This is a genomic window from Sphingopyxis sp., assembly GCF_036675685.1.
In the GTDB taxonomy this organism is placed as follows: Bacteria; Pseudomonadota; Alphaproteobacteria; order Sphingomonadales; family Sphingomonadaceae; genus Sphingopyxis.
The window spans coordinates 181,082-200,608 of record NZ_JAKFEM010000005.1; the positions used below are offsets into that span (position 1 = coordinate 181,082).

The window sequence follows — 19,527 nt, forward strand, 5'->3', positions numbered from 1 at the left end:
GGCCCTCCCCCGGCCCCTCCCGCAGGCGGGAGGGGAGCTAGCGCGAAACCCCTATGTCGCCCGACGAAAAGCCCGGATCGGCCGCTTCGCTATGCTTGGCGAATTCGATCCGCGCGATCGCGCGCTCGTGGACCTCGTCGGGACCGTCGGCGAGCCGCAAGGTCCGTTGGTGCGCATAGGCCTTGGCCAGCCCGAAATCCTCGGACACGCCGCCGCCGCCGTGCGCCTGGATCGCGTCGTCGATGATCTTCAGCGCCATGTTCGGCGCCTGCACCTTGATCATCGCGATCTCGGCCGCGGCCGACTTGTTGCCGACCTTGTCCATCATGTCGGCGGCCTTGAGGCACAGCAGGCGCGTCATCTCGATGTCGATCCGCGCGCGCGCCAAGCGATGTTCCCAGATGCTGTATTCGGCGACCTTGCGGCCGAAGGCGACACGCGACTGCAGCCGCTTCGCCATCTTGGCGATCGCTTCCTCGGCGACGCCGATCGTGCGCATGCAGTGATGGATGCGGCCCGGGCCGAGGCGCCCCTGCGCGATCTCGAAGCCGCGGCCTTCGCCGAGCAGCATCGCGTCCTCGGCGTTGACGCGCACGTCCTTGAGCTCGATTTCCATATGGCCGTGCGGCGCGTCGTCATACCCAAAGACGGGCAGGTGGCGCAGGATGTTCACGCCCGGCGTATCGAGCGGCATCAGCACCATCGACTGTTGCGCGTGGCGCTTCGCGCCGAAATCGGTCTTGCCCATCACGATCGCGACGCTGCAACGCGGATCGCCCGCACCCGACGACCACCATTTGGTGCCGTTGATGATATAATCACTGCCGTCGCGCTCGATCCGCGTTTCGATGTTTGTCGCGTCGGACGAGGCGACCTTGGGTTCGGTCATCAGGAACGCCGAGCGGATCTGCCCGTTCATCAGCGGCCCGAGGTATTTTTCCTTCTGCTTGGCCGTGCCATACCGGTGGAACACTTCCATATTGCCGGTGTCGGGCGCCGAGCAGTTGAAGACTTCGCTCGCAAAGCCGACGCGGCCCATTTCCTCGGCACACAGCGCATATTCGAGGTTGGTGAGGCCGGGGCCTTCGAACTCGAACGTCTCGTCGACATGGTGGTGCGCGGCGCTGCGCGGCGGCATGAACAGGTTCCAGATGCCGGCGTCCTTCGCCTCGGCCTTCAGATCCTCGACGATCTGGATGACCTTCCAGCGGTCGCCGGCCTTGTCCTGCTCGTTGTAAGTGGGGACGGCGGGGCGAACCTTGCGCTCGATGAAATCGCGCACCCGGTCCCGCCAATAGACCTGCCGGTCGGTGAGATCGAAATCCATCTGCGCTTCCTTTCCCTTTACGTTCACGTAAACTCTTGGACCGATTCGACGGCCTTGCCAAGTCCCGTGGGACCCAAAATTACATCATTCCGCCGCTGCGCGACATGTTCGTTACGGATGTGCTCCGCTTGCGTCGGGTTCGGCGCGTGCGGCGTCGCCCAGCAACGCCAGTCGCGCCTCGTGATCGGCGCGCGAAATCGGGAATTTGCGCATGACGATCAGCCCCAGCGTGCCGATGATCAGGATCGCGAGCGCATAGCCAAGCGCGAGGTTGCCGAGCACGTCGCCGCCGACCTCGCCCGGTTTCGCATTCGCCGGAAAGGCCGCGAAAGACAGGATCAGCCCGGCGGCGAAGATGCCGATGCCCGTCGCGCATTTCTGCATGAAGAAATAGCCCGCGAAGAACAGGCCTTCGGACCGGCGTCCGGTCTCGCTCTGCGACGCTTCGACGACATCGGCCATCATCGAGGAGGAGAGGATCATCAGGATGATCGAGAAGCTGTTGGACACGAAAACGAGCGCGAACATCGTCGCGACACTCGGTTTTCCGGGCAGGCCGGGGAAAAATCCCTGGATCCACGCGAAATAGATGCCGCTGTTGACGAGCAGGGCGACGGCGCCGGCGAAAATCGCGCCGTCGCGCTTGCCGAGCTTTGCCGACAGCGGCGCCACGAGCAGGAAGGCCGCGATCATCGACCCGAACAGCAGGAAGACATAAGCGACCATCTCGCCCTGCGTGAACTGCCAGAAAAAGCCGAGCAGATAATTGTTCATCGAAAAGGTGATGCCCTGATTGATAAAACCGAACAGCGCCGCGAAGATCAGCCACAGGAAAGCCCGGTTCGACAGCGTGTCGCGCATGTCGCGCAGGATATGGCGAAGCGTCATCACGGGCTTCACATCGGCGAGGTTCGACACCGCGATCCGCTTATGCTGCCCCGCTGCCGAAACCAGCACTGCGCCAGCCATCATCAGCGCCCCGGCGAGGGCATAGGGGAAATAGCCCTCAGGATCGACGAGCCCTTTCGCGCCGCCGAAAAAGACGCCGTAAGCAAGCAGCAGGATGAGCAGCCCACCGCCCCAACCGAACAGGAAGCGATAGCGCATGACCGCGGTGCGTTCGTCATAATCGCCGGTGAGTTCGGGGACGATCGCGACCGACGGCACCTCGCACATCGACACCAGCGACCGCACGATGATTGCAAAGCCGATTAGCCACGCGACGGTCATCGTGTCGCTCATTTCGGGCGGGCTCCACAGCATCATCCACGCGATGGCGAGCGGGATCGGTGCGCCGTAAAGCCATGGCAGGCGGCGGCCCCAGCGACTGCGCGTGCGGTCGGTCAGCTCGCCGATCACCGGATCGACGAAGGCGTCGGCGATCAACGCGACCATGATCGCGGCACCGACGATGCCCGCGTCGAGCCCGATCACCTGATTGTAGAAGAGCAGAAGAAAGGTCGAAAAACCGTTGTCCTTGACGCCATAGGCGATGCTGCCAAGCCCATGCGTGGCCTTCAGCCAGACGGGCAGGCGTTTGGGCGCCGGAACCGTCGCGGCCGCTGCGCTCACGCGTCGGCTCCGGCCTTGGCGGCCTCCTCCATCGCAACGAGCGCATCGAACAGGCCGGGGGCTTCGGGGTCCCAGGCGTGGCGCTGGCCGATCGTCAGTCCGCCGTCGACCAGCATATGCGTGCCGGTCATGAAGGAGGATTCCTCGCTCGCGAGATAAGCGACGGCGTTGGCGATATCCTCGGGCTGGCCGCCGCGCGCGACGGGCTGCGCGGCCGCGCTCATCCCCGCGATGATCGCCTTCGCCTGATCCTTATGCGCGTCGGGCACGTCGAGCGACGAGGTGAAGATATTGGTGTTGATGAAACCGGGGCAGATCGCGTTGACGCGAATGCCGTAGCGCGCGAGGTCGGTCGCCGCGATTTTGGAAAGGTGGAGCACGCCCGCTTTCGCGACGGCATAGGCGATCGGCGAATAGCCCGCGCCGAGCGCCGCGACGCTTGCGGTGTTGACGATCGATGCACCCTTGCGGCCCTTCATGTGCGGGCTTGCATAGCGGATACCCATCGCGACCGATTTCAGTACGAGGTCCATCGTGCGGTCCCAGCCTTCGGGGGTAATTTCGTCAATCGGCGCGCGGTCGCCGGCGGCGGCGGCGTTGTTGAACACGATGTCGATCCCGCCGGCTTTGGTGGCCGCCTCGTTCATCAGCGCCTCGATGTCCGACGGCTTGGTGACGTCGCAGCGGACGAAATCGATCTTGCCGTTCGACGCGGCGGCGAGCGCCTGTCCGCCGGCATCGTCGATGTCGGCGGCGAAGACATGTGCGCCTTCGCTCGCGAGTTTCAAGACTGTGGCTTTGCCGATTCCCGATGCTGCACCGGTGACGACGGCAATCTTGCCAGCGAATCGCATGACCCATTCTCCCGTTTTCTTTTGCCACTTAGCTTAGGGGCCAAAGGACATGCGTCAACGCTGGTCAAACGGACGCTACGGCGCCGTAACGGCAGGTGCGCCCGGCCAAGTTGACGCTTGCGTAAAGCAGGCGACTGCTCCTAGATTTGGGACAGGAAGAGGAGCCTGAAACATGAGCGATCTGGACGCTTTTCGCGCCGAAGTGCGTGGCTGGCTGGAGGCGAACTGCCCCGCCGAAATGCGCGAGCCCATCCGCGACGAAGGTGACGTCTGCTGGGGCGGGCGTAACTGGGTGTTCAAGAACGACGCCCAGAAACAGTGGCTCGAAGCCTGTGTCAGCAAGGGCTATACCGTGCCTGACTGGCCGAAGCCTTATGGCGGTGCCGGGTTGACTCCCGAAGAGACCAAGGTCCTCAAACAGGAAATGAAGCGCATCAATGCGCGCTCGCCGCTCGACAGCTTCGGCATCTGGATGCTCGGCCCCGCGCTGCTGCAATTCGGCACCGAGGAACAGAAGGTCGAGTACCTCAACCCGATCGCGCGCGGCGAAATCCGCTGGTGCCAGGGCTATTCGGAACCCGGCTCGGGCAGCGACCTCGTCTCGCTCCAAACCTTCGGCGAAGACAAGGGCGACCATTGGGTCGTCAACGGATCGAAGATCTGGACGAGCTACGCCGACAAGGCCGACTGGATTTTCTGCCTCGTCCGCACCGACAAGGCGAACAAATATCAGGGCATCACCTTCATGCTCTTCGACATGGCGAGCAAGGGGGTCACGACCAAGCCGATCCTCCTCATTTCGGGGAACTCGCCCTTCTGCGAAACCTTCTTCGACGATGTCGAAGTGCCCAAGACGCAGTTCATCGGCGAAATCAACCGCGGCTGGGATGTCGCCAAATATCTGCTCGGCCACGAACGCGAGATGATCTCGGGCGGCGGCGCGGGCGGCGACATGGTCAGCATCGGCGGCGCCTTTGCCAAGGCGTTCGGCAAGAATGCTGCGGGCGAGCTCGACGACCCGATCCTGCGCGCCGAAATGGCTGCGTTCGATGTCGATGTCTTCGCGTACCGCGCGATGGGCGAGCGCTTCATGGACATGTGGAAGACCGGCCGCGCGCATCCCGCCAGCTCGAACATGATGAAATATGTCGGCACCGAGCTCAACAAGCGCCGCCACGAACTGGTGATGTCGGGGGGCGGCAGCGAAGCGCTCGAATGGGACAGCGAAGAGACCAAGGGCGGCGCAAGGGCGCGTGGCTGGCTGCGCACCAAGGCCAATTCGATCGAAGGCGGGACGAGCGAAGTCATGCTCAACGTCATCGCCAAGCGGATTCTGGATTTGCCGGGGGCATGAAATCAACCACCTCCGTTTGTCCTGAGGAGGGACTGAGCGGAGGCGAAGGCCCGTCTCGAAGGACACATACGCGACGGTCCTTCGAGACGCCATTTCGACAAGCTCAATGGCTCCTCAGGACGAACGGAGTTTTCTGATTATGCCGCTTTACCACAACGACGATCAGGCGATGCTCAAGGACAGCGTCGCGCCTTTCGTGGCCGAACAGGCGCCGGTTTCGCACTTGCGCAAACTCCGCGACAGCGCCGACGCGACCGGCTTCTCGCGCGACCTCTGGGCGCAGTTCATCGAAATGGGCCTGCCCGGCATGCTCGTTCCCGAGGGTCATGGCGGGCTCGGCATGGGGCATATGGAGGCGGGCATCGTGCTTGAGGAAATCGGCCGCAACCTGACCCCGTCGCCCTTCCTCTCGACCAGCGTCGGCGCTGTTGCCGCGCTCGCCAAAGCGGGCGGCACACAGGCCGACCGCTGGCTTCCCGCGATCGCATCGGGCGAGGCAATCATCGCGCTCGCGATCGACGAGGGCGCCAAGCACCGTCCCGACCGCATCGCGACCACCGCGACGCGCGCCGGCAACGGCTTCCGTCTCGACGGCAAGAAGAGCTTCGTGCTCCACGGCCATGTTGCCGACATGAGCATCGTCGCGGCCAAGACCGACGGCGGGATCACTTTGTTCGCGGTGCCGAGGGATGCGAAGGGCCTGACCGCTGACCCGCGCCGCCTCGTCGACTCTTCGCTCGCGAGCCATGTCACGCTCGATGGCGTCGAGGTCGATGCCGACGCGGTGATCGGCGAAGTCGATGCGGGCGAGGATGTCCTGAACGCACTGCTCGCCGCGACGCGCACCGGTGCCGCCGCCGAAATGGTTGGCGTCGGGCAGGGCGCGATGGACATGACGGTCAACTACCTCAAGGAACGCAAGCAGTTCGGCAAGCTGATCGGCGAGTTCCAGGGCCTCCAGCACCGCGCCGCGCATCTTTACGGTGAGATGGAAGTCGCGCGCGCGACGGTGATGAAGGCGCAGCAGCTGCTCGACGAGGGCAGCGAGGGCGCAAAGCTGATGGTCTCGGTCGCCAAGGCAAAGGCCGGCCGCGCCGCCAACCTCGCGGTGCGCGAGGGCGTGCAGATGCACGGCGGCATCGGCATGACCGACGAACATGACATCGGCCTCTATATGAAACGCGACCGCGCGCTCGCCGAATATATGGGCGATGTGCATTATCACATCGATCAGGTCGCGCGGATGAACGGCTACTAATCTCACCCCTCCCGCTTGCGGGAGGGGCAGCGAGACTTGCGAGCTTGCTCGCTAGTCGCAGCGGGGAGGGCGGATCGCCCGACATGCCCCACCCCAACCCTCCCCTGAAGGGGAGGGAGAAAAAAGGATTGCACTATGAACCTTCAGGACATGTTCGGCCTCGACGGCCGCATCGCACTCGTCACCGGCGGTTCGCGAGGGATCGGCAAGATGATCGTCGAGGGCTATCTCGCCGCGGGCGCGGCGCGCGTCTATATCTCGGCGCGCAAGAGCGCGCAGATCGAGGAAGCCGTCGCCGATTTCGAAACGCGCTATCCGGGCAAGGTCATCGGCCTGCCCGTCGACCTCTCGACCGTCGAGGGCTGCCGCGCGCTCGCCTCGGAACTCGAAGCGCGCGAGGAGCGCCTCGACATCCTCGTCAACAATGCCGGCGCCGCGTGGGGCGAACCCTTCGAGGGTTTCCCCGAAGCGGGCTGGGACAAGGTGATGGACATCAACGTCAAATCGCCCTTCTTCCTGACGCAGGCGCTGCACGGGCTGCTCAAGGGCGCGGGCACGCACGACCGCCCCGCGAAAGTGATCAACATCGGCTCGATCGACGGGATGCGGCTCAACCCGTGGGAAACCTATAGCTATCATGCGTCGAAGGCGGCGATCCTTTATCTCACCAAGCGCATGGCGGCGCGGCTGGTGCAGGATCATATCCTCGTCACCGCGATCGCGCCGGGCGCTTTCCAGTCGGACATGAACAAGGCCGCGCGCGACCATGGCGACGCGGTCGCGCAAAGCATCCCGGTCAAACGCATCGGCGTGCCCGAAGACATGGCGGGCGCCGCGATCTTCCTTGCGTCGAAGGCGGGCGACTATGTCGTCGGCGACACGATCACCGTCGACGGCGGGCTGGTGCACGGCGACGTGCGGACCAGCATCGACGCGTAATTCTACTCCTTCGTCACCCCGGACTTGATCCGGGGTCCACGACCGCGCCGCCGGAATGGATGCCGGATCAAGTCCGGCATGACGAAGAGGGGCGCGATTGACTCGCGCGCGGCGAAGGTGTATTATGCAACTAATGCACCAAGGAGATTCCCGATGCGTCTGGCTTTCCTCATCCCGCCGATGATGCTCCTCGCCGCCTGCGGGCAGGAGAAGGACGCCAAGGACGGCACCGAAGTGTCGATCAATGCCGAGGGCGACGGTGGCGGGGTCCAGATCAAGACCGGCAAGGACGGCGGCAATATCAAGATCGGCGGCGACGGTGCCGCGATCGACATCGACATTCCCGATTTCGTCGATCTCGATATCGAGAGCGATTTCGACATCGACGGGGTGAAGCTCTATCCGGGCAGCAAGGTCACCAAGGTCGACGTCGACGCGAACGACAAGAATGGCGCCGACAAGGCGACGGTGAAACTTGGCTTCACCTCGCCCGCCGCGCCGACAAAGGCCGCCGACTGGATGGCGGCCGAATTCGCGAAAAAGGGCGTCAAGGTCACGCGCACCGGCGACACGCTCGCGGGCAAGGACAAGGACGGCGCTGATTTCACGATCAAATTCGGTCCCGACGGCGCGAACGCCAAGGGCGAGGTGGTGATCGTCAAGAGCTGACGGCAGCGAAAAACAAACCGTCGCCCCCGCGAAGGCGGGTGCCGCTAGCAACCTTGGGCAAGGCCTCTTGCGGCCCCCGCCTTCGCGGGGGCGACGTATATGTTACCCGCTATTCCTCAATGCCGTCGCGATCGCGTTGATCGTCAGCTGGATGCCCTCGGCGATGCGCGGGTCGGTCTCCCCGGCGCGGTGGCGCTTCATCAGCTCGATCTGGAGCAGGTTGAGCGGCTCGATATAGGGCAGGCGCAGCCGGATCGACGCCTCGAGCGCCGGATTCTTCTCGAGCAATCGCGTCTGTCCCGTGATGTCGAGCAGCCCGTCATGCGCGCGGTTCCACCCGTCGCGGATGCGCGCGAAGATCGTCTCATGCCCGTCGATATGGCCCGCGAGTTCGGCATAGCGCGCCGCGATCCCCATGTCGGATTTCGCGAGAACCATCTCCATATTGCCGAGCAGCGCCGCGAAAAAGGGCCAGCCCGCCGCCATGTCGGTCAGCAGCGCCTTGTCCTCGAATGCCGCAAAACCCTCGCCGGTGCCGTACCAGCCCGGCAGCATCGCGCGCGCCTGCGCCCAGCTGAACACCCACGGGATCGCGCGCAGATCCTCGATCGCATTGCTCTTGGTGCGGCTCGACGGCCGCGACCCGATCTTCAGCGTTGCGATTTCGGCGATCGGCGTCATCGCGCGGAAGAAATCCTTGAACGCCGGCGTGTCATAGACGAGCCCGCGATAGGCGGCGAAGGCGCTGTCCGACACGGCATCCATCGCCGCGGTAAAGCGCGCCGCATCCTTGTCGCTCAGCGCTTCGGGCTCGAGGCTCGCGAGCAGGCTCGCCGACACCATCGCCTCGAGGTTCGTTGCCGCGCTGTCGGCGGTGCCATATTTGGCGGCGATCACCTCGCCCTGCTCGGTGATGCGGATGCGCCCCTGCACCGTGCCCGCGGGCTGTGCGCGGATCGCGGCAAAGGCGCTGCCGCCGCCGCGCCCGACCGCCCCGCCGCGGCCGTGGAATAATTGCATCGCGGTATCGGCCTCCTCGAACACCGGGGTCAGCGCCTGCGACGACTGGTAGAGCCCCCACGTCGAGGTCAGATAGCCGCCGTCCTTGTTCGAATCCGAATAGCCGATCATCACTTCCTGATGCCCGCGCACGCCGATCTGCGGACCGATCTCGGGCATCGCGAAATAGCGCGCCATGATCGCGGGCGCGCGGTCGAGGTCGGCGATCGTCTCGAACAGGGGCACGACCATCAGGTTCGATTTGCCCGCTTCGCCGCCGCTGCGCCACAGCCCCGCCTCGCGCGCGAGGACATGGACTTCGAGCAGGTCGGACAGGTCCTGCGCCATGCTGATGATCCACTGGCAGATTGCATCATTGCCCAGCCGCGCGCGTACATCGGCGGCGGCGTGGACGATCGCGAGTTCGCCCGCGGTCTCGTCACTCCACTGGTGCCACGGCGCGGCGAGCGGCCGGTCGCTCGCGAGCTCGGCGGTGAGCAGCGCGACGCGTGCTTCCTCATCGAGCGCGGCATAGTCGGCGCACACCCCCGAAACGCGGAGCAGTTCGGCGAGCACGCGCTCGTGCACCGCGCTGTTCTGGCGCATGTCGAGCGTCGCGAGGTGAAATCCGAACACCTCGACCGCGCGGATCAGCCGCCCGAGCGCGCCGATTCCGCCGAACTGGCCCTGACCGCTCGCCGACAGACCCGTCGCGATGGTGACGAGGTCGCGGCGGAGGGACGCGGGGGTGGCATATGGCTTGCCCGCCAGCGTCGAAGGGCGCGGCGGCGCCCGCCCGACGATCTCGGCATAGGTCGCGCAAAGCCGCGCATAAATGCCCGATAGCGCGCGGCGATAGGGCTCGTCGCGGCGGCTCGGCGCGGTGTCGCCGCTCGCCTCGGCCAGCGCTTCGACCGCGTCGGGGACGACGGCGAGGCTCGCCGACACCGACAATTCGGCACCCAGGTGGTGGACGGCATCGATATAATGGCCGAGCACCGCCGCCGCGTTGCGCGCGGTCGCCATGTGCATCGTTTCGGCGGTGACGAACGGATTCCCGTCGCGGTCGCCGCCGATCCAGCTGCCGACGCGCAGGAAGCTTGCGGGGCGCTGCCCCAGCTCGGCTTCCCAGCGCGCGTAGAGTTTGGGCACCACGGGCAGGAAGACGTCGCGCAAATAAGTCAGCGCGTTGTCGATTTCGTCGGCAACGAACAATTTCTCGGTGCGCAGCGGCCGCGTCTGCCACAGCAGCACGATCTGCCGCCGTATCGCATCCTCGACGACATCGCCCTCGGGAGTCTCCGCGGCACCGCTGTCGCGCAGCAGCATCAGCTCGGCGATGCGGTTCTTGTGGTCGAGCACCGACTTGCGCCGCACCTCGGTCGGATGCGCGGTCAGCACCGGCGCGACGAGCGACGCGCCCAGCAGCGCGGCGATCGCATCGCCGTCGATCCCGTCCTCGCGCAGTTTCTCGATCGCCGCGGCAACCGTCGCTTCGGGCTCGGCCGCAACCCCCTGCCGATCCTCGGCCAGGTTCGCGAGCATCGAGAACAGCATGAAGCCGCGCACGAAGGCGATCGTGTCGTCGAGGCTCAGCGCATCGAGCCCCGGGTCGATCGCCTCGGCGCCCGCGATGCCGCGATGCCTATCGACGCTCGACGAGCGGATATATTCGGTCTGGCGGAACAGCTTGTCGCCGCCATAGGCGCGAATGACGTCGCCGAGGATCCGCCCCAAATAGCGAATGTCGGGATTTTGCGAGATCTGGATAGGCGGGCCCATGGGCCGCTTTGCTGCACCTGCGAAGGCGCGGGGTCAAGCGGCGCATAGCTATGCCTTTATTGCGCGCGCGTTAAAACTATTGAAATCGGTTGGCACGAAGGGGGAAGCATGAAGCAACGAAACGCCATGATTGCCGTGTGGGCCGCGCTGCTGGTCGCGGTCGGCTTTATCCTCTCCTTGTCGATGACGGGTTCCGATCGAGCGAGTGGGTCTGGAACTGAAATCGGAGCCAAAGGCGCCGGTGTGAAGACGGCGATACATCCATGGCCCGAAGCCGCAGAGGTTCGGGTATTCGTTGAAGACGTTCCGTTCGATGAATTCGAGCGCACCGGAAAGAATATGTCGAAGCCCGATGGCACCGTGCTGACGAAATCTCAGCGGGCTACGCTGGATAAGGCGGTGCATCTGTACCGGATGACGCCCAAGGAATATGCCAATTCCGCCGTTGCCGGTTGCTTCATCCCCCATCATTTCTTCCGGTATTATGACAGAAAAGGACGTCAGATCGGAGAGCTGGCGGTTTGTTATTGTTGCGGAGGAATTGAATTTTCACCCGCCATCAAACAACTCCGTCCCGAAGAAGAATGGCAATTCGACTTCGAGGGGGTGGAGACGATGCTGAAAGAAATGGGCGTACCAACCGACGTCAATTGCTGATGAGAGCGCTCAGCGCGTCTTCACAAGATTGAGCGTGCCCATGTCGATCCGCGGCCGGCCGTCGAAGGTGACGCTGTTGCGCGTGTCGGTGATGAACATCAGCTGCCCCGACGCATCGGTGATGCGCGCCGAAACCGCATAGCTGTTCCGCGGCTCGAGCGTGTTCTGGTCGACGGTCAGCGAAAAGGCGAAGGGCACCTGGCGGCCGTCGGCGGTGAAGCTTTGCTGCGCAATGGTGCGCGAGGGGGCATCCATCAGGCTGACATCGCTGAGCTGGATTTCGATCTGCGCCGTCGGCGGCAACGCCATGCGTTCGCGATAGCTGATGTTGCCGGTCACCGACACGGGCTGTTCGGACGGCCCCAGCGTCGCGCAGGCGGCGAGCGGCAGGGTGACGAGGCTGAGCGCAAGGGCGCGGGCGATACGGACCATGGTTGTTCTCCTGTTACGGTTGGCGGCGCGTTAGGGCCGCGTCGATGAACCGTGTCTGTCCGGCTTGTTGTACGCCTTTCATCCCTCCAGTTCGACATCCCAATAAAGCCAGTCGATCCAGCTTTCGTGCAGATAGCCGGGCGGAAAGGCGCGGCCATTGTCCTGCAACTGCCAGCTCGTCGGACGCCAGGGCTGGTGATAGATCGGCATCCGCGCCTGTTGCGGGGTGCGGCCGCCTTTTTTGAGGTTGCACGGCGCGCAGGCGGTGGTGACATTTTCCCAGCTTGTGCGCCCGCCCAATCGGCGCGGCACGACATGGTCGAAGGTCAGATCCTTGCCCGACCCGCAATATTGGCACGAAAACCGGTCGCGCAGGAACAGGTTGAAGCGCGTGAATGCCGGATGCTGCGACGGTTTCACATATTGGCGCAGCGCGATGACGCTGGGGATCGGCATCGTCCGCGTCGGCGAATGAATCTCGCGCTCGTAATTTTCGACGATGGTGACGCGGTCGAGGAAAACCGCCTTGACCGCGGTTTGCCAGGGCCACAGGCTCAGGGGATAGTAGCTGAGCGGCGTATAATCGGCATTCAGGACAAGCGCGGGACAATTATCGGGATGCCGGACGAGATCGGGATGGAACATGGCTTTAGAACGCTGCCCCCATATTTGCGCGGGTTGGCGCGCCACTGCCTTCCCCAAGTGACATGCGTATTACATGCCGCATCAGATTCTGACGTCAAGGGGGCTTTTATCGCAAGATATGGAAGGATAATCGCCCGCCTCCCACAGGATATGGAAATTGCTCCCCAACCATGCTGACCCGTTTCGCGCCCAGCCCGACCGGCGAACTGCACCTTGGCCACGCTTATAGCGCGGTGCTGGCGCATGGCGCAGCGCGCGCGGCCGGGGGGGAATTCCTGATCCGTATCGACGACATCGACGGCAACCGGTCGCGCGAAGACTATGTCGGCGCCGCGCTCGCCGACCTCGCATGGCTCGGCGTCGACTGGGACGGCGAACCGGTGCGCCAGTCGCAGCGGCTCGGCGATTATGCCGCCGCGCTGGGCGCGCTTCGCAGCCGCGGCCTCGTCTATCCCTGCTTCTGCACCCGCGCCGATATTGCCGCGAGCCTCGCCGCACCGCATGGCCCGTCCGGGGCGATCTATCCCGGCACCTGCCGCGATCTGGGCATGGCCGAGCGCGAACGGCGGATGGCCGACGAGCCGCATTGCTGGCGGCTCGATATTGCCCGCGCCGTCGTGGCTGCGGGCGATCTGACGTGGGAAGAGGGGGGGCAGGGGCTCCGCGCCGCCGACCCCCTCGCGCACGGCGACATCGTCCTCGCGCGCAAGGACGCCCCCGCGAGCTATCATCTCGCGAGCACGCTCGACGATGCGATGATGGGGGTGACGCACGTCATCCGCGGCGCCGACCTGATCACCTCGACCGACGTCCACCGGTTGCTCCAGGCGCTGCTCGGCCTCGCGACGCCGCTCTATCGTCATCATGCGCTAGTCTGCGGTCCCGACGGCAAAAGGCTGGCGAAACGCGACGCGGCGGCGTCGCTCAAGGCCCTCCGCGACGGCGGGCTCGATGGCCCCGCGCTCGCCGCCGATTTGCGTGCCGGACGGCTTCCCGCTGGCTATTCGCTGCAAAATCCCTAGAGTGGGGGCATGGAAATCCTGCTCATCCTTGGCGTCGTGGTCGCCGCCGGCTTCGTCCTCTTCTCGCTCGCGCGGGGGCTCTTCTATTTCTCGCAAGGGCACAAGGCCCAGATGGACGGCGCCGTGCACGAGAATCAGGTGATGCAGAACAAGATGATGATGGCGCGCGTGAAGTGGCAGGCGATCACCATCATCCTGCTCGTGCTTGTCGGCCTGTTCGCCGCGGGCAAATAAGCTCCGGCCCCAATGGTCAAGCTCAACAAAATCTACACGCGCACCGGCGACGACGGCACCACCGGGCTCGTCGACGGATCGCGCATCGCCAAATCGGACGCGTTGATGGCGGCGATCGGCGACGTCGACGAAGCGAACAGCTGGGTCGGCATCGCCGCCGCGGCGCTCGACCCGGCGAGCGAGGAGGCCGCGATGCTCGCGCGCATCCAGAACGAGATGTTCGACCTCGGCGCCGATCTCGCGACCCCGCCCGACATCCAGTTCGGTTTCGGCCCGCACGACATGGCATTGCGCATCGTGCCGAGCCAGATCGCGCGGCTCGAGGACGAGATCGACGCGATGAACGACGCGCTCGGCGCGCTCAAGAGCTTCATCCTTCCGGGCGGTACCGAGGCCGCGGCGCGGCTCCACCTCGCGCGTGCGGTGACCCGGCGCGCCGAACGCGCGGCGGTCGCGGCGCGAGCGGAGCGCGACCTCAACCCGATTGCGCTGGGTTATCTCAACCGTCTGTCGGACCATCTGTTCGTGCTGACGCGGCACCTCAACGCCGCGGCGGGCGGCGACATCTTGTGGAAACCCGGCGCCACGCGCTGACGTCCAACTCATTCGTCATCCCGGCGAAGGCCGGATCTCACCGGGAAGTAAGGATGCGAGGTCGAGATCCCGGCCTTCGCCGGGATGACGGGTATGTCTGAACAATGTTCCCTAAATGTTCTAGACATTCCGGCGGGCTGTAACCATAATCCGTTCACCAGCGAAACCGAATCGCACCCCGGGGGATTGTCTCACCATGGCCAGCCGCACCGACGCTTCGCCGACGACCGATACGATGGAGCAGCTCGCACGGCGCTTCGCCGCGACCCGCCGTCTGTCGCTCGATCTGGTGGCGACCCTCTCCGACGCCGATGCCAGCGCGCAGTCGATGCCCGACGCGTCGCCCGCCAAATGGCATCTCGCGCACACCAGCTGGTTCTTCGAAACCTTCGTGCTGCGCGACCATGTCGCGGGCTATCGCCTGTTCGACGAACGCTATCCCTTTCTGTTCAACAGCTATTATGAGGCCGAAGGGCCGCGCCATGGGCGCCCGAAGCGCGGCTTGCTGACCCGCCCGTCGCTCGACGAGGTCCGCATCTGGCGCGCGCATGTCGACACCGCGGTGCAGACCGCGCTTTCCGACCTGTCGCCCGCGGCGCAGGCGCTCGTCGAGCTCGGCATCCAGCACGAGCAGCAGCATCAGGAATTGCTGCTCACCGATTTGAAGCATCTCTTCGCGCAGAACCCGCTCGGCCCTGCCGTGTGGAGCGGCGATTCTGCAATCGCGAATAAAGTTGCCCAGTTTTCCGCCGTTCTGCCGCCGCGCGGTGAGGCGAGTGCGATGCGATGGGTCAAGGGTGCCGAGGGCGTGGTTTCGGTCGGCCACGCTGGCGACACTTTCGCATTTGACTGTGAAGTTCCGCGGTTTTCAGCACTTCTGACCCCGCACGCGCTTGCGAGCCGCCCGGTGAGCAACCGCGAATGGCAGCAGTTTATCGACGATGGCGGCTATCACACATCGTCGCTCTGGCTCAGCGACGGTTGGGCGTGGGTGCAGTCCGAAGATGTGGATACGCCCGCTTACTGGCGCGAGGGACGCCAGTTCACCCTTTCGGGCTGGCAGGAGATCGATCCCGCCGCTCCCGTCACCCACATCAGCTTTTTCGAAGCCGACGCCTTCGCCAGCTGGGCCGGCGCGCGTCTGCCGACCGAGATCGAGTGGGAAGCCGCCGCGGCTGCGCTCGATCCGGCATCGGGGCAACAACTCGATGCCGCGGGGCCGGTACAACCTGCCGCGCCCGGCGCTGACACCGGCTTGCAACAGATGTTCGGCAGCGTGTGGGAATGGACCGGCAGCGCCTATCGCCCCTATCCCGGCTTCCGCGCCGCGCCCGGTGCGGTCGGCGAATATAATGGCAAGTTCATGAGCGGCCAGTTCGTGCTGCGCGGCGGCAGCTGCGCGACCCCGCGCGGCCATCTGCGCGCCTCCTACCGCAACTTCTTCTACCCCCACCAGCGCTGGCAATTCACCGGCGTGCGGCTCGCGAAGGATCTTTGACATGGGCGTTGTGCGCAATCTTAGGCAAGTTGCAGCGGACGACGCGGGCGTCGATATCGCGTTTCGTGCCGACGTCCACGCGGGGCTCAGCCAGCAGCCTAAGGCGATCCCCGCGCGCTGGTTCTACGACGCGACGGGGTCTGCGCTGTTCGAGGATATTACCACGCTCCCCGAATATTATCCGACGCGCAGCGAAACCAGCCTTTTGACCCGGCATGCCGCCGACATCGCCGCCGCGATCGGCCCCGGCCGCGCTGTGGTCGAACTCGGGTCGGGCAGCTCGACCAAGACCCCGCTGCTGCTCGATGCGATTGCTCCCGCCGCCTATGTGCCGGTCGATATTTCGGGCGACTTCCTGCGCGGCAGCGCCGATGCGCTCGCCGCGCGTTTTCCCGGCCTGCCCATCTATCCGGTCGAGGCCGATTTCACCCAGCGTGTCGCGCTCCCGCGCGAGATTTGCCCGCTGCCAAAGCTCGGCTTCTTTCCCGGCAGCACGATCGGCAACATGGTCGCACGGACCGCGATCGACCTTTTGCGGGGCTGGCGCGAGGCGCTGGGCGACGGGTCGCTGATGCTCATCGGTATCGACCGCATCAAGGATGTGGGCGTGCTCGAGATGGCCTATGACGACCCGGCGGGGGTCACGGCGGCCTTCAACCTCAATTTGCTCGAACGGATCAATCGCGAGCTCGAGGGCGATATTCCGGTCGCCAATTTCTCCCACCGCGCGATCTGGAACGATGTCCATGCGCGGATCGAAATGCACCTGGTCGCGGCGTGCGCGATGGATTTCGCCGTCGACGGTCACCGCTATCATATGGCGAAGGGCGAGACGATCCACAGCGAGAACAGCCACAAATATGGTCTCCGCGATGCGAATCTGCTGCTCCGCGCGTCGGGTTGGACCCCTATCGCGACGTGGGACGATGCCGACCCCGCTTTCGCCCTGATCCTCGCTGAAGCGACGGCGTTTCGCTCCGCCCCCTGACGCGCGCTCTTGACGCGCGAGACCGAAGCCGTAGGGGCACAGGCACGGTTTTCAGCAAAAGGGCAGCATATGATCGTCGGCGTCATCGGGGCAGGGCAAATGGGCGCGGGGATCGCGCAGGTGTCGGCGGGCGCAGGCCACGATGTGCTGCTCTCCGATATCGATCTTGCACGCGCCGACGCGGGCAAGGCGGGCATCGCCAAGGCGCTCGGCCGCCTCGTCGCGAAGGAAAAGATGAGCCAGGGCGATGCCGATACGCTGCTCGGCCGCATCACGCCGGTCGCCGACTACAGTGCCTTTGCGCCCGCCGGCCTCGTCATCGAGGCGGCGACCGAGCGCGAGGAGATCAAGCGCGCGATCTTTGCCAGCGTCGGTCCGCATCTGTCGGCCACCGCGATCCTCGCCAGCAACACCAGCTCGATCCCGATCACCCGCCTCGCGCAAGCCGCCCCCGATCCGGCGCGCTTCATCGGCGTCCACTTCTTCAATCCGGTTCCGGTGATGGGCCTCATCGAACTGATCCGCGGCCTCGCCACCAGCGATGCGACCCTGCAGGCTGTGGAAGCCTATGGCCGCGGACTCGGCAAGGAAATCGTCCATGCCAACGACGCGCCGGGGTTCATCGTCAACCGCGTGCTGATGCCGCTGATCAACGAGGCGGTGTTCGCGCTTGGCGAGGGCGTCGCGACGATGCAGGACATCGACACCGGCTGCCGTCTCGGGCTCAATCATCCGATGGGGCCGATCACGCTCGCCGACTTCATCGGCCTCGACACCTGCCTCGAGATCATTCGTGTGCTTTACAGCGGCACTGGCGACCCGAAATTCCGCCCGGCGCCCTTGCTCGTCCAATATGTCGATGCCGGCTGGGTCGGGAAAAAGGCCGGGCGCGGCTTTTACGACTGGACGGGCGAGGCGCCCGTGCCGACACGGTGACATCGCCGCCCGACGCTGGCCTCGCGCTCCGCGCCTCCGGCTTCGGGCTGACCTTTTACCCGAGCCACGCCGCATTGCTGGCGGCTATCCTTCTCACTTTCGCAAAACAGGCGCCGGGCCGGCAGTTTTTGACTGGACGGATGGGGCGCCGCATCCCAATATTCGGTCGGGGTCGGAACTGCTTTTCGGAGGAAAGACTATGCGCAGCAAGCTTTTGATGAGCTTCGCGGTCGCTGCCTTCATTTTGCCCGTCCATTCGCACGCCCAGCAAGGCGCGCCGCAGGATTCGACGATCAAGGACACCGCCAATTCGGTGACCGAGCCCTTCGACGGCAAGGAAGTGCCTGCAAAGCTGTTGGCGATCGAGAACAACCCCTATTCGCTCGCCGGCCTTGGAAAATGCGCCGCGATCGTCAAGGAAGTGGGCGAACTCAACGACGTCCTCGGTCCCGATGTCAACGAACAGGTCGACAAGGACCGCGCCAAAAAGCGCGAGGAAACCGCCGGCCGGGTCGCCGGCACGGTCGCGGGGTCGGTCATTCCCTTTCGCGGGCTGATCGGCGAGGTGACAGGCGCGAACGCCGAACGACGGCGCTATGCGCTGGCGGTTTATGCCGGAACGGTGCGCCGCGGCTTCCTGAAAGGTGTCGGGCTCGAGCGCGGCTGCAAGGCGCCGGCCCGGCCCTGACCCATATCTTGCCGTCAGAGCGGCGTGTAGACGACGCGGCAACTTTCGGGTGCCGAGCGCAGCGCGGTGTTCCACATCACGCCGTTGCCCTGCCGGTGCAGCCGTGCACCGCTCTTGTTCTCGTAAATCTGCCCGCTGTTGGCGGGGGTCGATTTGAGTACCATCGTCCGGCCGCCGTTGACGCGCACGATCGCGCCGTCGCCGACATAGTCGACCTTCAGCCGTGTGCCGCGGTCGCATTCATAGCTGGTGCCCGTGTTGCGCGGCACCGAGGAGCAGCCCGCCACGGCAAGCGCAGCCGTGGCGGCAACGAAAATTGCAATCGTCCTTTTCATGGCTGTTTTCCTCTTCAATAACCTGACCGGACGCAGAGCACGTCGGCGAGATAGATCCGCCCGCTGACGGTTTCCATATGTTCGCGCGCCGACCCGTTCCAGCCGATCGAACGGCAATAATTGTCGGCAGTCTGCGCTGCGCAATTCGCGGTGCCGGACCCTGTCTGGCAGGCAAGGATACGGACATTGCCGCGCGCCGGCTGGGTGTGGAATTCGGCGAAATTGCCGCGCGTGACCTGATCGTTCGCCGGTGGCTGCCAGCCGCCGCCCCCGCCGGTCCCGACCGGGCGGATCGACTGGATGGTGAGCCCGCGCACGACGTTGTTCAGCATCGGCGTGTCGCGATCGATCGTTCGGCAATTGCCACGATAGCGGGTCTTTTCGCACAATTCCCAGCGCCCGTTCGGGACGCGGACCGAGTTGACCGGCCAGGCGAGACCGAGGTTTGGTTTTTCCTCGCCGATGAACACCGCGGGGCCGCGATAGCCCGCGTCGCGATAGATGGTCGCCTCGGGCGGTCGGTATCGCCGCTCTTCGGGTGTCTGCGCGCTCGAGGTGGCAAGGAAGCCCGCCCCGATCGACGCTGCAAATGCGGCAAGAATCGACAAACGATAAGCGGTTTTCATGGCAACCTCCCTGTTGACGAACGCGATCCGCGAATTCGCTATGATGCTGAGTTTACGCCATTCAGTGGCGGCTTGCAAATTGTCCCAACAGCCTGCGTTAACTCTCCCGGCACCGTAG

At 64.9% G+C, this 19,527-nt stretch carries 20 protein-coding genes; 12 read left to right on the forward strand and 8 right to left on the reverse strand.

Annotation, left to right across the window (positions count from 1 at the left end):
- Nucleotides 1–37: 37 nt before the first annotated feature.
- The 3 genes from V6M50_RS03070 to V6M50_RS03080 all read right to left on the reverse strand — a co-directional run bounded on the left by V6M50_RS03070 (nt 38) and on the right by V6M50_RS03080 (nt 3,753).
- Nucleotides 38–1,327, reverse strand: coding sequence for an acyl-CoA dehydrogenase family protein (locus V6M50_RS03070; protein WP_332817065.1), 1,290 nt, complete (start codon nt 1,325–1,327; stop codon nt 38–40).
- A 111-nt stretch (nt 1,328–1,438) separates the two neighbouring features.
- Entirely contained in the window at nt 1,439–2,899 is a 1,461-nt protein-coding gene (locus V6M50_RS03075; RefSeq protein WP_332817066.1) for an MFS transporter, read from the reverse strand.
- Nucleotides 2,896–3,753 carry an SDR family NAD(P)-dependent oxidoreductase gene (locus V6M50_RS03080; RefSeq protein ID WP_332817067.1) on the reverse strand — a complete coding sequence of 286 codons (858 nt, stop codon included), beginning with the start codon at nt 3,751–3,753 and terminating at the stop codon, nt 2,896–2,898. The genes V6M50_RS03075 and V6M50_RS03080 overlap by 4 nt, the downstream gene beginning before the upstream one ends.
- A gap of 172 nt (nt 3,754–3,925) precedes the next feature.
- Here V6M50_RS03080 and V6M50_RS03085 point away from each other — a divergent pair, with 172 nt between their 5' ends.
- The 4 genes from V6M50_RS03085 (at nt 3,926) to V6M50_RS03100 (ending at nt 7,973) form a co-directional block, all read left to right on the forward strand.
- Entirely contained in the window at nt 3,926–5,107 is a 1,182-nt protein-coding gene (locus V6M50_RS03085) for an acyl-CoA dehydrogenase family protein (protein WP_332817068.1), read from the forward strand.
- Between the two features lie 139 nt (nt 5,108–5,246).
- Nucleotides 5,247–6,365 (forward strand): acyl-CoA dehydrogenase family protein, encoded by a 1,119-nt coding sequence (locus V6M50_RS03090; RefSeq protein WP_332817069.1) that lies wholly within the window; start codon nt 5,247–5,249, stop codon nt 6,363–6,365.
- A gap of 135 nt (nt 6,366–6,500) precedes the next feature.
- Nucleotides 6,501–7,304: an SDR family oxidoreductase gene (locus tag V6M50_RS03095; protein WP_332817070.1), complete on the forward strand. Its 804-nt coding sequence runs from the start codon at nt 6,501–6,503 to the stop codon at nt 7,302–7,304.
- Between the two features lie 153 nt (nt 7,305–7,457).
- On the forward strand, nt 7,458–7,973 hold the full coding sequence (locus V6M50_RS03100) for a hypothetical protein (protein WP_332817071.1): 516 nt from the start codon (nt 7,458–7,460) through the stop codon (nt 7,971–7,973).
- A gap of 102 nt (nt 7,974–8,075) precedes the next feature.
- Here V6M50_RS03100 and ppc read toward each other — a convergent pair whose 3' ends face one another.
- Nucleotides 8,076–10,754, reverse strand: coding sequence for a phosphoenolpyruvate carboxylase (gene ppc, locus V6M50_RS03105; RefSeq protein ID WP_332817072.1), 2,679 nt, complete (start codon nt 10,752–10,754; stop codon nt 8,076–8,078).
- Between the two features lie 108 nt (nt 10,755–10,862).
- Here ppc and V6M50_RS03110 point away from each other — a divergent pair, with 108 nt between their 5' ends.
- Nucleotides 10,863–11,411, forward strand: coding sequence for a hypothetical protein (locus V6M50_RS03110; protein ID WP_332817073.1), 549 nt, complete (start codon nt 10,863–10,865; stop codon nt 11,409–11,411).
- Nucleotides 11,412–11,420: 9 nt separating this feature from the next.
- Here V6M50_RS03110 and V6M50_RS03115 read toward each other — a convergent pair whose 3' ends face one another.
- Together V6M50_RS03115 and V6M50_RS03120 are read right to left on the reverse strand one after the other, a co-directional pair.
- Complete coding sequence (locus V6M50_RS03115) at nt 11,421–11,843, reverse strand: YbaY family lipoprotein (protein WP_332817074.1); 423 nt, start codon at nt 11,841–11,843, stop codon at nt 11,421–11,423.
- Nucleotides 11,844–11,921: 78 nt separating this feature from the next.
- Nucleotides 11,922–12,488, reverse strand: a complete 567-nt coding sequence (locus V6M50_RS03120) for an HNH endonuclease (protein WP_332817075.1) — start codon at nt 12,486–12,488, stop codon at nt 11,922–11,924.
- Nucleotides 12,489–12,658: 170 nt separating this feature from the next.
- On the opposite strand from V6M50_RS03120, the gene gluQRS reads away from it, so the two are divergent.
- The 7 genes from gluQRS (at nt 12,659) to V6M50_RS03155 (ending at nt 18,448) form a co-directional block, all read left to right on the forward strand.
- Complete coding sequence (gene gluQRS, locus V6M50_RS03125; protein ID WP_332817076.1) at nt 12,659–13,510, forward strand: tRNA glutamyl-Q(34) synthetase GluQRS; 852 nt, start codon at nt 12,659–12,661, stop codon at nt 13,508–13,510.
- A 9-nt stretch (nt 13,511–13,519) separates the two neighbouring features.
- A complete protein-coding gene (locus V6M50_RS03130; protein WP_332817077.1) occupies nt 13,520–13,744 on the forward strand; it encodes an HIG1 domain-containing protein in 225 nt (74 codons plus the stop codon).
- A 12-nt stretch (nt 13,745–13,756) separates the two neighbouring features.
- Nucleotides 13,757–14,338 (forward strand): cob(I)yrinic acid a,c-diamide adenosyltransferase, encoded by a 582-nt coding sequence (locus V6M50_RS03135; RefSeq protein WP_332817078.1) that lies wholly within the window; start codon nt 13,757–13,759, stop codon nt 14,336–14,338.
- A 196-nt stretch (nt 14,339–14,534) separates the two neighbouring features.
- Nucleotides 14,535–15,836, forward strand: coding sequence for an ergothioneine biosynthesis protein EgtB (gene egtB / locus V6M50_RS03140; protein WP_332817079.1), 1,302 nt, complete (start codon nt 14,535–14,537; stop codon nt 15,834–15,836).
- A 1-nt stretch (nt 15,837) separates the two neighbouring features.
- Complete coding sequence (gene egtD, locus V6M50_RS03145; protein WP_332817080.1) at nt 15,838–16,824, forward strand: L-histidine N(alpha)-methyltransferase; 987 nt, start codon at nt 15,838–15,840, stop codon at nt 16,822–16,824.
- A gap of 69 nt (nt 16,825–16,893) precedes the next feature.
- Nucleotides 16,894–17,760, forward strand: a complete 867-nt coding sequence (locus V6M50_RS03150) for a 3-hydroxyacyl-CoA dehydrogenase NAD-binding domain-containing protein (protein WP_332817081.1) — start codon at nt 16,894–16,896, stop codon at nt 17,758–17,760.
- Between the two features lie 199 nt (nt 17,761–17,959).
- Nucleotides 17,960–18,448 (forward strand): hypothetical protein, encoded by a 489-nt coding sequence (locus tag V6M50_RS03155; protein ID WP_332817082.1) that lies wholly within the window; start codon nt 17,960–17,962, stop codon nt 18,446–18,448.
- Nucleotides 18,449–18,462: 14 nt separating this feature from the next.
- On the opposite strand, the gene V6M50_RS03160 is transcribed toward V6M50_RS03155, so the two are convergent.
- A complete protein-coding gene (locus V6M50_RS03160; protein ID WP_332817083.1) occupies nt 18,463–18,783 on the reverse strand; it encodes an MliC family protein in 321 nt (106 codons plus the stop codon).
- 14 nt (nt 18,784–18,797) lie between these two features.
- A complete protein-coding gene (locus V6M50_RS03165) occupies nt 18,798–19,409 on the reverse strand; it encodes a beta/gamma crystallin-related protein (protein ID WP_332817084.1) in 612 nt (203 codons plus the stop codon).
- Nucleotides 19,410–19,527 lie beyond the last annotated feature (118 nt).